This window comes from Mumia sp. ZJ430 (genome assembly GCF_011751845.1).
Taxonomy (GTDB): Bacteria; Actinomycetota; Actinomycetes; order Propionibacteriales; family Nocardioidaceae; genus Mumia.
This window is the reverse complement of the sequence record NZ_JAAHFK010000001.1, coordinates 973,648-988,323: the sequence shown is the minus strand read 5'-3', so window position 1 is coordinate 988,323 and position 14,676 is coordinate 973,648. Positions and strand designations below refer to the sequence as shown.

Annotated in this window: 13 protein-coding genes; 4 read left to right on the top strand and 9 right to left on the bottom strand. The window is 70.8% G+C overall.

Features of this window, described 5'->3' with window-relative positions; translation table 11 throughout:
- Positions 1-70: 70 nt before the first annotated feature.
- Positions 71-655: a PadR family transcriptional regulator gene (locus HCT63_RS04760; RefSeq protein ID WP_167001603.1), complete on the top strand. Its 585-nt coding sequence runs from the start codon at positions 71-73 to the stop codon at positions 653-655.
- Between the two features lie 11 nt (positions 656-666).
- Here the strand turns inward: HCT63_RS04760 and HCT63_RS04755 are convergent, their stop codons facing one another.
- Positions 667-1,932: an MFS transporter gene (locus tag HCT63_RS04755; RefSeq protein ID WP_167001602.1), complete on the bottom strand. Its 1,266-nt coding sequence runs from the start codon at positions 1,930-1,932 to the stop codon at positions 667-669.
- Between the two features lie 354 nt (positions 1,933-2,286).
- On the opposite strand from HCT63_RS04755, the gene map reads away from it, so the two are divergent.
- Complete coding sequence (gene map / locus HCT63_RS04750) at positions 2,287-3,054, top strand: type I methionyl aminopeptidase (RefSeq protein WP_167001601.1); 768 nt, start codon at positions 2,287-2,289, stop codon at positions 3,052-3,054.
- Between the two features lie 7 nt (positions 3,055-3,061).
- Here the strand turns inward: map and pdxH are convergent, their stop codons facing one another.
- Positions 3,062-3,703 carry a pyridoxamine 5'-phosphate oxidase gene (gene pdxH / locus HCT63_RS04745; RefSeq protein ID WP_167002367.1) on the bottom strand — a complete coding sequence of 214 codons (642 nt, stop codon included), beginning with the start codon at positions 3,701-3,703 and terminating at the stop codon, positions 3,062-3,064.
- 52 nt (positions 3,704-3,755) lie between these two features.
- Here pdxH and HCT63_RS04740 point away from each other — a divergent pair, with 52 nt between their 5' ends.
- Complete coding sequence (locus HCT63_RS04740; RefSeq protein WP_167001600.1) at positions 3,756-4,874, top strand: citrate synthase 2; 1,119 nt, start codon at positions 3,756-3,758, stop codon at positions 4,872-4,874.
- Between the two features lie 69 nt (positions 4,875-4,943).
- Here HCT63_RS04740 and HCT63_RS04735 read toward each other — a convergent pair whose 3' ends face one another.
- From HCT63_RS04735 to HCT63_RS04710, 6 genes are all read right to left on the bottom strand, one after another.
- On the bottom strand, positions 4,944-5,759 hold the full coding sequence (locus HCT63_RS04735; protein ID WP_167001599.1) for a DUF559 domain-containing protein: 816 nt from the start codon (positions 5,757-5,759) through the stop codon (positions 4,944-4,946).
- 207 nt (positions 5,760-5,966) lie between these two features.
- A complete protein-coding gene (gene meaB / locus HCT63_RS04730; protein WP_167001598.1) occupies positions 5,967-6,950 on the bottom strand; it encodes a methylmalonyl Co-A mutase-associated GTPase MeaB in 984 nt (327 codons plus the stop codon).
- Positions 6,950-9,133: a methylmalonyl-CoA mutase gene (gene scpA, locus HCT63_RS04725; RefSeq protein ID WP_167001597.1), complete on the bottom strand. Its 2,184-nt coding sequence runs from the start codon at positions 9,131-9,133 to the stop codon at positions 6,950-6,952. Before scpA ends, meaB begins: the two co-directional genes overlap by 1 nt.
- Positions 9,130-10,977: a methylmalonyl-CoA mutase family protein gene (locus tag HCT63_RS04720; protein WP_243842883.1), complete on the bottom strand. Its 1,848-nt coding sequence runs from the start codon at positions 10,975-10,977 to the stop codon at positions 9,130-9,132. Before HCT63_RS04720 ends, scpA begins: the two co-directional genes overlap by 4 nt.
- Positions 10,978-11,062: 85 nt before the next feature.
- On the bottom strand, positions 11,063-11,887 hold the full coding sequence (locus tag HCT63_RS04715; protein ID WP_167001595.1) for an ABC transporter permease: 825 nt from the start codon (positions 11,885-11,887) through the stop codon (positions 11,063-11,065).
- Positions 11,884-12,894, bottom strand: a complete 1,011-nt coding sequence (locus HCT63_RS04710; protein WP_243842882.1) for an ATP-binding cassette domain-containing protein — start codon at positions 12,892-12,894, stop codon at positions 11,884-11,886. The genes HCT63_RS04715 and HCT63_RS04710 overlap by 4 nt, the downstream gene beginning before the upstream one ends.
- Before the next feature lie 55 nt (positions 12,895-12,949).
- On the opposite strand from HCT63_RS04710, the gene HCT63_RS04705 reads away from it, so the two are divergent.
- Entirely contained in the window at positions 12,950-13,810 is an 861-nt protein-coding gene (locus HCT63_RS04705) for a TetR/AcrR family transcriptional regulator (RefSeq protein ID WP_167001594.1), read from the top strand.
- Here the strand turns inward: HCT63_RS04705 and HCT63_RS04700 are convergent.
- On the bottom strand, positions 13,801-14,673 hold the full coding sequence (locus HCT63_RS04700) for an alpha/beta hydrolase (protein WP_167001593.1): 873 nt from the start codon (positions 14,671-14,673) through the stop codon (positions 13,801-13,803). The genes HCT63_RS04705 and HCT63_RS04700 overlap by 10 nt on opposite strands.
- Positions 14,674-14,676 lie beyond the last annotated feature (3 nt).

Here is a 14,676-nt window from a genome sequence, read left to right as displayed (position 1 = left end):
GGGTTGCATAACGATATATCGCGATGTACTGTTGACGCATCGTGAGATTCGAACAACGAAAGGACATCTCATGCGAACCCCAGAATTCGACCCCCGTACGGGCTTCGACCCGACCTCCGCCCGACGCCGACCTGGCCCCGGGCGACGCGACCCCCGCGGTCACGGCCGAGGCTTCGGCCCCGGTTTCGGTCCCGGCTTCGGCGAAGGCCGCCGAGGCGGGCGGGCACGGCGAGGCGCCGTGCGGCTCGCCGCACTGTCGGTGATCGCGGACGCCCCCACCAACGGCTACGGCCTCATCAGCGCGTTCGCCGAGCGGACCGACGGCCGGTGGCGCCCGAGCCCCGGCTCGATCTATCCCGTGCTGCGACGCCTGACAGAGGACGGGCTCATCGAGCCCACCGACGAGGAGGCCACGCAGTTCCGCATCACCGAGGCAGGCACGGCCTACCTCGCCGACCGCGCCGACGAGGTCGCCCAGGCGTGGGAGAGCACGCACCCACGCTCCCAGACCCAGGAGGACCTGCACACCAGCGCACGCAAGCTCGTCCGCGCCGCACGTCAGCTCGACGAGGACGGCACCGACGACCAGCGTGAGCGCGCGGTCGCGATCCTCGACGAGGCGCGGCGCAGCATGTACGGCCTGCTGGCCGAGTGAGCCGGTGAGCGCTAAGGCGTGGGGCGGCGCGCGTCGTACCGCAGGAAGCCACGCTGCCACGTGACGACGAGCAGCGTGGCGACCACGCACGCGACCCCGCCATAGAGCATCGCCTCCGCCTCCGAGGTGAGCTCGGCGACCGACCCCGCCACGAACTCCCCCAGCCGCGGCCCGCCCGCGACCACCACCGTGAAGACCCCCTGGAGCCTCCCCCGCAGCTCGTCGGGCGCCGCCTGCTGGAGCATCGTGCTGCGATAGGCCGAGCTCACCATGTCGGCCGAGCCGGAGAACGCCAGCATCACGACGACGAGCCACAGGACTCCCGGCACCCCGATGGCGGCCACGCCGGCGAGCGCGACGGACATCCCGTAGGCGACGATCGCGAGCACGACCGCGATCCCCTGCCGATGCACCCGGCTGATCCACCCCGAGAAGGCGAACGCGACGAGCGACCCGATTGCCGGCGCCGCCTGGAGCAGCCCGAGTGCCGACGGCCCTCCCGCGTACACCGTCAGCGCGAGCGCCGGGAAGAGCGCGCGGGGCTGCGCGAGCACCATCGCGCAGAGGTCCACCACGAACGTCATCCGCAGGTTCGGGGCACGGCGCAGCCACCGGATCCCCTCGACCACGGACCGCAGGCCCGGCACGCGGTCTGGCTCCTTCGCCGGCGGGATCGGCGGGAGGCGTACCAGCGCGTACAGCGCCGCCGTGAACGTCAGCAGGTCCACCGCGTAGGTCGACGCGACGCCCCACCACGCGATGAGCACGCCGCCGAGCAGCGGACCGACCGTGAAGCCGAGATTGAACGCGGCCATCCCCAGCGCGTTGGCGGCGGGCAGCAGGTGAACGGGGACCAGCCGCGGGATGATCGCCGAACGGGCGGGGCTGTTGACCGCGAACAACCCGCTCTGCACCGCGACCACCCCGTACAGGAGGCCGACGGACTCGCTGTCGAGCAGCGCCTGCGCCAGGAGGGCTGCGGTGCACAACCAGAGCCCGGCCGCGGTCCAGAGCGCGACCTTGCGGCGGTCGTAGTGGTCGACGAGAGCGCCGCCGTACAGGCCGAGCGCGATCAAGGGGACCAGGGCGACGATCCCCAGGGTGCCGACGGCGAACGGCGACTCGGTCAGGACCCAGACCTGGTAGGCGACCGTGACGGTCGCCATTTGCTGGCCGAGCTGCGACACGGTCTGGCCGACCCACAGCCTCCGGAAGTCGGCCGACTCGCGAAGCGGACGGACGTCGGTTAGCAGCCGACCCCACCCGCGTCTCGCCACGAACCGATTGTCCTCGGCAACCAGCTCGGGCCCGGAGCAGGTCCAGATAATGGGTTGGCTGCCTCCTACCCGAGGCGTACGGTCGGTCGTACACAGGAAGGAGGTGGTCCGGAGAATGATTGACTTCAGGACAAGTGAGGTGGCTGTCCGCTAGCCACGGTGCAGGGACCACCCGCATCGCGCGGCGAATCCCAGCAGCCACCCGACCCGCGGGGGCCGAGATGTTGTCCACTCGGTATCCAACCCCCGCGGGTCGTCCTTTTCCCGCCGACCCTCCGCCGGTCGAGCCTGTCGAGACCCCCCTCCGCCGGTCGAGTACGGGCCGGGAACGAGACCCCGACGTACGCTGATCCGGTGATCGAGATCAAGACGCCCGCGCAGATCGCGCAGATGCGTGAGGCGGGACGCATCGTCGCCCGTGCCCTCGCTGCGATGAAGGCGGGCGCCGCCGTCGGGGTCGCTCCCAAGGAGCTCGATGCCGTCGCGGCAGGTGTGCTCGCCGATGCTGGCGCGACGTCGCCGTTCCTCGACTACTACCCGGGCTGGGCCCCCGTCCCGTTCCCCGCGACGCTGTGCTTCAGCGCGAACGACGCGGTCGTGCACGGGATCCCCGGCTCCACACCGCTGGCCGACGGCGACCTGGTCAGTCTCGACTTCGGCGCGATCCTCGACGGCTGGGCAGGAGACGCCGCGATCAGCTTCGTCGTCGGCGAGGCCGACCCCGCCGACCTGGACCTCATCGCGGCAACCGAGAGCGCCCTCCACGCCGGCATCGCGCAGGCGGTCCCGGGCAACAAGCTCGGCGACGTCGCCCACGCGATCGGTACGGTCGCACGCGGGGCGGGCTACGGGCTCCTCGCCGACCACGGCGGCCACGGCATCGGACGCACGATGCACGAGGACCCGCACGTGCCGAACGAGGGTCGCGCCGGACGCGGGCTCACCCTGCGACCCGGACTCGTGCTCGCGATCGAGCCGATGCTCATCGCTGGCGGGATCGACGACTACGTCACGGACCCCGACGGCTGGACCCTCCGTACGGTCGACGGCAGCCGCGCCGCACACGTGGAGCACACGGTCGCGATCACCGAGGACGGGCCGCAGATCCTCACGTTGGAGTGACTCGCGGTCAGGGGGCGAGGCGTTCGCGCACCCAGCTGTCGCCGTCGCGGCGAAAGCGGATGCGGTCGTGCATGCGCCCCGAACGCCCCTGCCAGAACTCGATCGCGTCGAGCGCGACGCGGTAGCCGCCCCACCACGGGGGCCGCGCGACGGCGTCCGGGTACGTCGCCTCCGCCGCGTCGTACGCCCGCTCGAGCGCGACGCGGTCGGCGACGACCCGCGACTGGTTCGATGCGACCGCGCCCAACTGCGACCCGCGCGGACGCGAGGCGAAGTAGGCGTCGGACACGGCCTCGCTCACCCGTGTCACCGCGCCCTCGATCCGGACCTGCCGCTGGAGCGGATGCCAGAGCAGCGTCAGCGCGGCGTGCGGATTGATCTCGAGCTCGTCACCCTTGCGGGACTCGCGGTTGGTGTAGAAAACGGCGCCATCGGCGTCGAACCCCTTGAGCAGCACGATCCGCAGCGAGGGGCGGCCCGCGGGCGTGGCCGTGGCGAGCGCCATCGCGTTGGGATCGTGGATGCCCGAGGCGACCGCCTCGTCGAACCACCTCCCGAACAGCGGGACGGGGTCGTGCCCTGCCTCTGCCTCGGTGAGGCCCGCAGCCTCGTACTCCTCGCGCAGTGCCGCGATCGCCTCCGACTCCATGAACAGCACCCTACGAGACTCCGCTGGTGCAAAAGAGAGCACAATGACCGGCATGACTGACGTACCCGAGACGGCGACGGTCCACGAGGGCCTCGAAGGCGTCATCGCCTTCGCCACCGAGATCGCCGAACCCGACAAAGAGGGCTCGTCGCTGCGCTACCGCGGCGTCGACATCGAGGAGCTCGTCGGCCGCGTGCCGTTCGAGAAGATCTGGGGCCTGCTGGTCGACGGCGCGTACGAGCCGGGCCTCCCGCCGGCCGAACCGTTCCCGATCCCGGTGCACTCCGGCGACATCCGCGTCGATGTCCAGAGCGCGATCGCGCTGACGGCTCCGGCCTGGGGCCTCGGCCAGCTGTACGACATCGAGCCCGAGCAGGCACGCGACGACCTCGCGCGTACGGCCGTGATGGTGCTGTCGTACGTCGCGCAGGCGGCTCGCGGGATCGGCCAGCCGATGGTCCCGCAGTCCGAGATCGACAAGGCGACGACGATCACCGAGCGGTTCCTGACCCGCTGGCGCGGCGAGGCCAACCCCGACCACGTCAAGGCGATCGACGCCTACTGGGCCTCCGCGGCCGAGCACGGCATGAACGCCTCCACCTTCACCGCTCGCGTGATCGCCTCGACCGGTGCCGACGTCGCCGCGGCGCTGTCCGGTGCGGTCGGCGCGATGTCCGGCCCGCTGCACGGAGGCGCGCCGTCACGCGTGCTCGGCATGATCGGCGACGTCGAGAAGACCGACGACGCGCGCACGTACGTCAAGGGTCTGCTCGACTCCGGTGAACGTCTGATGGGCTTCGGGCACCGCGTCTACCGCGCCGAGGACCCGCGCGCCCGCGTGCTCCGCCGTACGGCGCGCGAGCTCAACGCTCCGCGCTATGCGGTGGCCGAGGCGCTGGAGGAGGCCGCGCTCGCTGAGCTGCGTGAGCGTCGCCCGGACCGGGTGCTAGAGACCAATGTGGAGTTCTGGGCGGCGATCGTCCTCGACTTCGCTGAGATTCCCCCGCACATGTTCACGTCGATGTTCACCTGCGCCCGGACCGCCGGGTGGAGCGCGCACATCCTCGAGCAGAAGCGTCGCGGCCGCCTGATCCGCCCGTCGGCGATCTACACCGGCCCGCCCTCGCGCCCTGCCGAGAGCGTCGACGGCTGGGACCCGGCCTGGGCGTAGTTGCCCTGTCCGCCCCCGCGATTTGACGCCTTGTCCACCCTCTCGACAGCCGCCGAGGTGGATAGGGCGTCAAATCGCGGGGCTGCGGTCGAACCATCTGGCCCACATCACATTGAAGACGGGCGCAGGGCCGTCGTACCCGCGCTCCTGCAGCGCCCTGTGGACCCGCCACACCACCCGCCGAAGGCGCGGAAGGTCGTCATCGAGAACAACGATCACGATCCATCCGTCCCGCTCGAGGTTCTCACGGCGCGTACGGTCGTACGCGCGCTGTTTCCGCGAACGCTCGTGCCACGCGCCGTCGTACTCCACGACGACGCGGTAGGCCCAGTAGACGAGGTCGCACCGCCCGAGGAAGCGCCCGGCCGCGTCGCGTACGTCCGGGTTCGGTTCGGGCTCTGGCAGCCGGGCGAACACCAGCGCGAGGCGCACCAGAGTCTCCATCGGGCTCTCGACGTGCTCGCGCACGAGCGCGAAGGCACGCCGCGCGCGCAGGACGCCGTCGATGTGCGTCCGCTCGAGATACGCCTTCATCTCGTCGTACGACGTGTGTGCCGCGTGCAGGAGATGCTCGGCGGCCTGGACGAGTTCGACGATGCCGACGATCGTCGCGCAATCGACGTAGGTCCGATCCGGGCCGAGGCACGGAACACCGAAGCGGAAGAGCACGTTGAGCCGTCCGCGTCGCCGATGGAGCCTGAGGTCGCGGCGTCGCCGATGACGCGTCGTGTTCGTCGAGAAGTGGAGGGGGAACAGCGCGCGCAGCTCGAGGCCGTACAACCTCAGCGCGGTGAGGTGGCTCGCCGCGGCGTCGCTGGGAAGCAGCAGGAGTGCCGCACTGATCCAGCAGAGCAGGTCGGGTTCGACATCGGCAGGGATGTACACACCGCGAAACAAGCGGCGAAAGCCCGGGCCTTCAAGCCGGCGAGCACTGATGCCCGCGTCGCGACCCTGGGCTGCGGTGAACGGCAGCATCCCCGCAGGGTGACGGGTTTCGCGCCGGCGCCGTCAGCGCTGTCCACAGGCCCCGCGGCGCCCCCCCGATTTGACGCCGCATCCACCTCACCAAGGCGGAATCGGGTGGGGCAGGCGTCAAATCGTGGGGCGACGGTCGTACGCGGCGAGGATCGCGTCAGCGGCACTCGTGGCCGGCATGTCGCCCGCAAGAACCCCGGCACGCACCTCGTCGAGGACGCCGCGTACGGAGTCCGAGCGGCGCAGGCGCTGGTCGAGCTCGTCGCGCACCAGCGCCCACATGAACTCCAGCTGCTGACCAGCACGCTTCTCGCGCAGGCCGACGGCGCCGAGGAACTCGCGATGCCGCAGCACCCGCAGCCACACCGTGTCGACCTCGGTGCCCTCCAGCCCCGAGCACGTGAGCACCGGCGGTACCCAGCCGGTCGTCCCGGCGTGCACGAGGCGGATCGCGCCGGCGAGGTCTCGGGCGGCGACGCGCGCCTCGGGCTCACGGTCGCCGTCGGCCTTGTTGACGGCGATGACGTCGGCGATCTCGAGGATGCCCTTCTTGATGCCTTGGAGCTGGTCGCCGGTCCGCGCGAGCGTGAGGAACAAGAACGTGTCGACCATCCCTGCCACTGTCACCTCGGACTGGCCGACTCCGACGGTCTCGACGAGCACGACGTCGAACCCGGCCGCCTCGAGCACGAGGATCGCCTGCGTGGTCGCGCGGGCGACGCCGCCGAGAGTGCCGGCCGACGGCGACGGACGGATGTACGCCTTGGGGTCCGCGGCCAGCTCCGGCATCCGGGTCTTGTCCCCGAGCACCGACCCGCCCGTACGCACGGACGAGGGGTCGACCGCGAGCACGCCGACCTTGTGGCCCGTCCCGGTCAGGTACGTGCCGAGCGACTCGATGAAGGTCGACTTGCCGACGCCGGGGACGCCTGAGATGCCGACCCGCACCGCGCCCCCCGCATGCGGGGTCAGCAGGGCGAGCAGCTCACGCGCCGCTTCGCGGTGATCGTCGCGACGCGACTCGACGAGCGTGATGGCACGTGCCACGGCAGCGCGCTCACCAGCCCGTACGCGCTCAGCGAGATCCGCGACGTCGACCATCAGTGCTGCAACGTCGCCCGGAGCTTGTCCAGCAGCTCCAGCGCCGACTCGGCGATGACCGTGCCCGGCAGGAACACCGAGGCCGCCCCCATCTCCTTGAGCGTCGCCACATCGTCCGGCGGGATCACGCCGCCGACGACGACGAGCACGTCCGGGCGCCCGAGCTCGGCCAGCGCGTCGCGCAGCGCGGGCACGAGCGTGAGGTGGCCAGCGGCCAGCGACGACACGCCCACCACGTGGACGTCCGCGTCGACGGCCTGCTGCGCCACCTCTTCGGGCGTGGAGAACAGCGGGCCCACGTCGACGTCGAAGCCCATGTCGGCGAAGGCCGACACGATGACCTTCTGGCCGCGGTCGTGCCCGTCCTGGCCCATCTTGGCGACCAGGATGCGTGGACGACGGCCCTCTGCTTCCTCGAAGGCGTCGGTCGCCGCGATCACGCGCTCGACGTTCTCGGCCTTGCCGGCCTCGGATCGGTACACACCAGAGATCGTACGGATGACCGCCTTGTGGCGTCCGTAGACCTTCTCCAGCGCGTCGGAGATCTCACCGACGGTCGCCTTGGCGCGGGCGGCGTCGACCGCGAGCGCGAGAAGGTTGCCGTCGAGCGAGCCGTCCTTGCTCGCGCCGCGACCCGCCGACTCAGTCAGCGCGTGCAGCGTACGGCGGACCTCGTCGCCGTCACGCTCGGCGCGGAGCCGCTCCAGCTTGGCCACCTGCGCGGCGTACACGGCACGGTTGTCGACCTTGAGGACCTCGAACGGCTCCTCGGTGTCGACGCGGTAGGTGTTGACACCGATCACGGCCTGCTGGCCGGAGTCGATCCGCGCCTGCGTACGGGCGGCCGCCTCCTCGACCCGCATCTTCGGGATACCCGCCTCGATCGCCTTGGCCATGCCGCCGGCCTTCTCGACCTCCTGGATATGGCCCCAGGCGCGCCGAGCGAGGTCGTGCGTGAGCTTCTCGACGTAGTACGAGCCGCCCCACGGGTCGATCGTCGCCGTCGTGCCGGACTCCTGCTGGAGCAGCAGCTGCGTGTTGCGCGCGATGCGGGCCGAGAAGTCGGTCGGCAGCGCGATCGCCTCGTCGAGCGCGTTGGTGTGCAGCGACTGGGTGTGCCCCTGGGTCGCGGCCATCGCCTCGATCGCGGTGCGCTGCACGTTGTTGAAGACGTCCTGCGCGGTCAGCGACCAGCCAGAGGTCTGCGAGTGCGTCCGCAGAGAGCTCGACTTCGGGTTCTTCGGGTCGAACTCGGCCACCAGCCGTGACCAGAGTGCGCGCGCCGCACGCATCTTGGCGATCTCCATGAAGAAGTTCATCCCGATCGCCCAGAAGAACGACAGCCGCGGCGCGAACGCGTCGATGTCGAGCCCGACGTCGAGGCCGGCGCGGATGTACTCGACGCCGTCGGCCAGCGTGTACGCGAGCTCGAGGTCGTTCGTCGCCCCGGCCTCCTGGATGTGGTAGCCGGAGATCGAGATCGAGTTGAACTTCGGCATCCGCTGCGCGGTGTAGGCGAAGATGTCGGAGATGATCCGCATCGACGGCGCCGGCGGATAGATGTAGGTGTTGCGGACCATGAACTCCTTGAGGATGTCGTTCTGGATGGTCCCCGCGAGCTGCTCCGGCTTCACCCCCTGCTCCTCGGCCGCGACGATGTAGAGCGCGAGCACCGGGAGCACCGCGCCGTTCATCGTCATCGAGACGCTCATCTTGTCCAGCGGGATGCCGTCGAAGAGCGTACGCGTGTCATAGATCGAGTCGATCGCGACGCCCGCCATGCCGACGTCGCCGACCACGCGTGGGTTGTCGGAGTCGTACCCGCGATGCGTCGCGAGGTCGAAGGCAACCGACAGGCCCTTCTGACCCGCCGCGAGGTTTCGGCGGTAGAACGCGTTGGACTCCTCGGCGGTCGAGAACCCCGCGTACTGGCGGATGGTCCACGGCTGCGTCGTGTACATCGTCGGGTACGGCCCGCGCAGGAACGGCGCGAGTCCCGGGTAGGTGTCGAGCGCGTCGAGACCGCTCAGGTCCGCGGCGGTGTAGAGCGGAGCAACGTCGATGCCCTCGGGTGCGGGCCACGGCTCGGCGCCGTCGGTGGCGCGGTCGTACGCGGCACGGTCGGCCTCGTACGGGGCCTCCGGGTCGAGCGGCAGTCCGGCGAAGGACTCGGGGATGCTCATGCGTCGGCTCCGTTCTCACCAGCGGCCGCGGTGGCCACCGATCCCGCGCCGAGGCGGCCGCGGGTCTCGTGCAGGAAGGTCAGCGCGTCGACGCCCATGGCTGCGGTGCCGTCGACCTCGAGCCCGTCGACCGGCTTGCCCGCGAGGATCACCCACTGCGCTCCGGCCTCGCGCAGCGCCGTCACGAGGTCAGCACCCCATGCGGCGTAGGCGGAGTCAGGCCCCGCCAGGCAGACCACCGGCGCGCCGTCGTACGCGGCGAGGACCTCGTCGACGCTGCTCGTCGCACCGGCGGCGACGGTCTCGATACCGCCTGCGGCCAGCAGGTTCGCGATGAACGTGACGCGGGCGGTATGCGCCGAGACCGGCCCCATCGTCGCGAGGAAGACCGGCGTGGCGACCGGGTTGTCGCGCAGCGCCTCGAAGGCGGCACCCCAGCGCTGGAGCGGCTCGGCGCCTTCGGGGTACGGGGTGCGCTCGGGCAGCACCTCGCGCAGGTTCGGGAACTCCGAGAGGCCGGTCATCGGACGCTCGCGGCGGGCGATCTGCGCCTCGCGCTCGCGTGCGACCGCAGCGTGGCGGGCGGTCAGCGAGCCGTCCTCGATCGCGTCCCGCACGCCGCCGACGGCCTCGATGCGGCCGAGCTCCACCCACCCGGCACGCGCGAGGTCGTCGGTGATCCGCTCGACCGCGTACGCACCGCCGGCCGGGTCGGTCACGGCGGCGACGTGGGACTCGGCGATGAGCAGCGACGAGGTGTTGCGCGCGATCCGGCGGCTGAAGCCGTCGGGGAGACCGAGCGGGGCGTCGAACGGCAGCACCGTCACCGAGGCCGCGCCGCCGACACCGGCCGCGAACGCCGCCACCGTCGTCCGGAGCATGTTCACCCACGGGTCGTACTTGCTGAGCATCACGCGCGACGTGACCGCGTGCTGCACCTGGCCTCGGGAGACGTCGGCGGCACCGGACAGCTCCGTGAGCCGGTTCCACGTGCGCCGGGCGGCCCGGAGCTTCGCGATGGTGGTGAACTGCTCGTCGGTCGCCGCGAACCGGAACTCGACCAGCGCGAGCGCCTCGTCGACCGAGAATCCGGCGCCTGCGAGGATCCGCAGGTACGCAGCACCGACGGCGAGGGCGTACCCGATCTCCTGGGCGTCGGACGCTCCCGCGTCGTGCGCGGCGGTGGCGTCGACGACGAACGCAGCGATCCCCCGCCCGGCCGCCTTGCGGGCACCCTCGACGACGACGGTCTCGAGGTGCAGCCCGCTGCCGTACCCGCGCAGCGTCGCGCCGATCGGGTCGAGGCCGAGGTTCGTGCCGGGTGCCGGGGTGACGGCACGCTCATCGAGGTAGCGGCAGAACGCGTCGGCGGCGCCGAGGGCGTCGGCACGACCTTCGATGACGACAGGCGCCAGGTCGACGAAGACACGGTCGAGCACGGTGGCGAGTGCGGCCGGGTCGAGCGCCTCGGGCCCCAGCCGCAGCCAGAGCGAGGTCGCGCCGTTCTCGAGATCGGTGAGGATCGCCTCGGCGGCCTTGGTCGCGTCGGGATCCTCGTGGAGCACGCGCACGTCCCACGCTCCGTCGGTTCGGCGGGCCTGCGCCCCCCGGACGTACGGGGCCTGGCCGGGCAGCCCGGGATCGGCGACGTCGGCCACCAGCTCGGGCGTGCCGAGCGGCGTCACCGCGATGTCGTCGAGCGTGCGAGTCGCCAAGGCGTCCCACACGGCCGCGTCTGGCTGGTCTTCTTTCAGCCTCCCGGACTTGCGGAGGACGGCGGCCGCGGACTTCTCCCAGGCTTCACGGGAGTAGGTCGCGTCGCCGCTCAACGACAACTCGCTCATGGTGCGCATCGTACGGATGACGCTGGTGTCACAGCCACCCGTCGGAGTACGGTGTGACATTCCGCACCCCGACGGGTGGCATGACTCAGATCGTGCGCTTGACCTTCCAGATGCCGACCCACAGGCCGACGGCGCAGGTCGCGAACGCCGCGAGGAGGCCCCATGCGACGGTCGAGTCCCACATCGTGCCAGCGAACAGCGTCCGCTCGGCGTCGACGATGTAGGTGAGCGGGTTGAACTTCGAGACCGCCTGCATCCACTCCGGCCCGGCCTCGAGCGGCAGCATCATGCCGGCGAGCAGCAGCAGCGGGAAGATCAGCGACTGCTGCACACCCCAGAAGACCCACTCGCGGTTCTTCGAGGCCAGCCCGAGGGCGTACGACAGCGAGCCGAGCCCGATGCCGAAGATGCCCAGGATCAGCAGCCCGAGGAGCACGTGCGCCGGGTAGAACGACAATCCGAACGGGATCGCGACGACGGTGATCAGCAGTGCCTGTACGACCAGCGGCGCGAACTCCTTGAGCGCACGCCCCACCAGGATCGAGGAGCGGTCGAGCGGGGTCGCGAGGATCCGCTCGTACGCGCCGGTCATCAGCTCGTACAGGAGGTTGCCGCCGACCATGCCCGTGCCGAAGATCGCGATCATCACGAGCACGCCCGGGAGGAACCACTGCAGCGCTGACTCGCCCTCGATGGACCCCTCGCCGAGCATCCCGTCGAGCAGCGGGCCGAACAGTCCGAGGAAGACCAGCGGTTGCAGCAGCGAGAAGATCAGCGTGAACGGATCGCGCAGGGTCACGAGGATCTCGCGGACGAACACCACGGTGGTGTCGTGGACCCACTTCGCGGCCCGCGTCCGCTGCGGAAGCGGGCTGGCGGTCGGGGAGAGAGTCTCGGTCGTGGCGGTCATGCTGCCTCCTCGCGCAGGCTCCGGCCGGTCAGGTTGAGGAAGACGTCGTCGAGCGACGCCTGCTTGACGTCCGCGGAGCCAACGGTGACGCCGACCGCCTCCAGCGCGCGGAGCACGGGCGGGACGAGATCGGGTCCGTGATTGGTGGCCAGCACCAGGCGTACGGAGCCGTCGGCGTCGACCTGGTCCTCGACTCGGCTGACGTCGCCGGGGAGCACCGAGCGCGCCTTCTCGAGGACGACCGCGGCGGTGTCCACTCCGGTGGCGAGCCCGAGCGTCACCACGTCGTCGGCGAACTCACGCTTGAGCTGCGAGGGTGTCGCATCGGCGATGACCGTCCCGTGGTCGATGAGCACGATGCGCTCGGCCATCGAGTCGGCCTCGTCGAGGTAGTGCGTCGTGAGCAGCATCGTCATCTTGTTCTCGACGCGCAGGCGCGTGATGTGCTCCCAGAGGTTCGCCCGGGCGTGCGGGTCGAGGCCGGTGGTCGGCTCGTCGAGGAACAACAGCCGGGGATGGTTCATCAGCCCCATCGCGACGTCGAGCCGTCGGCGTTGGCCGCCGGACATCGAGAGGACGGTGCGCTTCTCCATCCCCGAGAGCTCGAGCGCCTCGAGGAGGTCGGCCGCCCGTTTGCGTGCCACGTCGGCCGGCACCGAGTAGAAGCGACCTTGGTTCATCAGCTCGTCGCCCACCCGGTACGAGTAGCCGCCCGCGTTGCCCTGCCCGATGTAACCGATGCGCGCCCGCACCTCGGCGGGGTCGCGGACCACGTCGTACCCGGCGACCGTGGCAGTCCCGGACGTGGGTCGCAGCAGCGAGGTGAGCATGCGCAGCGTCGTGGACTTGCCGGCACCGTTCGGGCCCAGGAAAGCCACGAGCTCGCCGTCGGCGACGTCGAGGTCGACCTCCTTGACGGCCTCGACGACCTCCTTCTTGCGCCTGAAGGTCTTCGTGAGACCCCGCGCGGCGACCATACTTGTCGTACGGCGTACTGAATCTGTCATGTTCGCAACGGTACGCTGTACGATAAAGGGTGGCAGCCCCTTTTCGAGGAGAGCGATGACGCACGAAGAACCGGACGCGGCACCCGGTCGCCCCGAGTCCGACCCTGAGCCCCCGCAGCACCGCTATGCCTCGCTCTGGAGTCCGCCTGTCACCTCGACCCGAGGCCGACCGGCTCGAGTGAGCCGTGCCGAGGTCGTCGACGCCGCCGTCGCGATCGCCGATGCCGACGGGCTCGACGCGGTCTCGATGCGCTCGGTCGCCCGTGCGCTCGGCGTGGGCGCCATGACGCTCTACTCCCACGTCCCCGGACGCGACGAGCTCGTGGACGCGATGGTCGACCGCGGGTATGCCGACTTCGACCTGCCTGACCCCGGTCTGCCGTGGCGGCCCGCACTCGAGCTCTATGCGCGGGGCTACTGGTCACTTCTGCGTCAGCACCCGTGGCTGCTGGACGTGAACCCGTGGCGCCTCCCGCTGGCGCCGCACGTGTTCACGGTCCAAGAGGCGGGATACCGGATCCTCGTCGACACCGGCCTCACCGCGAGCCAGGTCATCGAGACGCTCGACATCGTCAACAACATGGTGGCCGGGTCAGCCCGGTCGGCCGCCGCCGAGGATGCCGACCGGCGCACCCAGGGGACCGACTACGCCGCCTACTGGGAGGCGACGGGCGACTTCTGGGAGCGTACGTTCGACCCCACACGGTTCCCCACCATGACCCGGCTGTGGAGCGTCGGCGCGTTCGACACCGCCTCCACTCCCTTCGAACCGCAGGTCAAAGGCCTGCTCGACACGCTCGAGCTGCTGATCGAGCGTGCCCAGTCCGAGGGGGGCGCGACGATCCCCACGTTCGAGGAGTGCATGGACAGGTACGACGAGGCCGTCGCCCAGCAGCTGGGCGACGCTCAGTCGTGAGCGAGCACCTCGCGCAGCGTCGCGGCGAACGCGTCCGGCTCCCCGGTCTGTCCGTACTCGCCGCCGAGAAAGCCGGCGTGGTCGCCCGGAAACACCGTGACGCTCGTACCGAGCTGCTCGGCGAGCCCACGGGTGGCCCTGCACGCGAGCTGCTCTCCCGAGCCCGCTCCGACCGCCAGCACCAGACGCGCCGGGCTCGCCCGCAGCGCGTCGAGGTCGGGTTCGTAGTGCGTGCACGTGAGCAGGTTCTGCCCGAGCAGCACGTCGGCGCGTGACCCGTCGTCCTCGTCCGGCAGCCCAAAGGTCTGCGGGTCTGGCGCGGGCGTGTCCGTGAACCCGTCGGGGACCGGCCCCTCGTGGGTCACGAGAAGGATGAAGCGCACCATCGCGGCGCCGAGTCCCTCGGCGTCGTAGATGCGGCCGATCTGCTGGCACGCGGCGAGCGCTTGCTCGCGGTCCGGGACCAGCCTTGCGAGCGGAGGCTCGTGCGCGACCAGCGTGCGGACGTCGTCTGGGTAGCGGCTCACCAGTGCCAACGCGTTCACGGCACCTCCGCTGCTGGCCATGAGGTCGACCGGCCCGCCGACGGTCTCGATGAGCCGGTGCAGGTCGTCGGCATGCTCGTCCGGCGTCGTCTCGGTGGAGGGGTCGTCCTTGCTGCTGCGCTCCACCCCGCGCGGGTCGTACGTGATCACCGGCCGGTCGGTGAAGTGTCCCGCCAGCGTGCCGAAGCCCGCCGCCCCCATCGGCGACCCGATGACCAGCAGCGGCGTCAGGTCGCTGTCCGGTACGGGCCGCACGTCGTACGCCAGCGTGGCACCCGATACGTCCAGGCGGTCCTTCTCGATCTCGGTCTCGGTCATCGC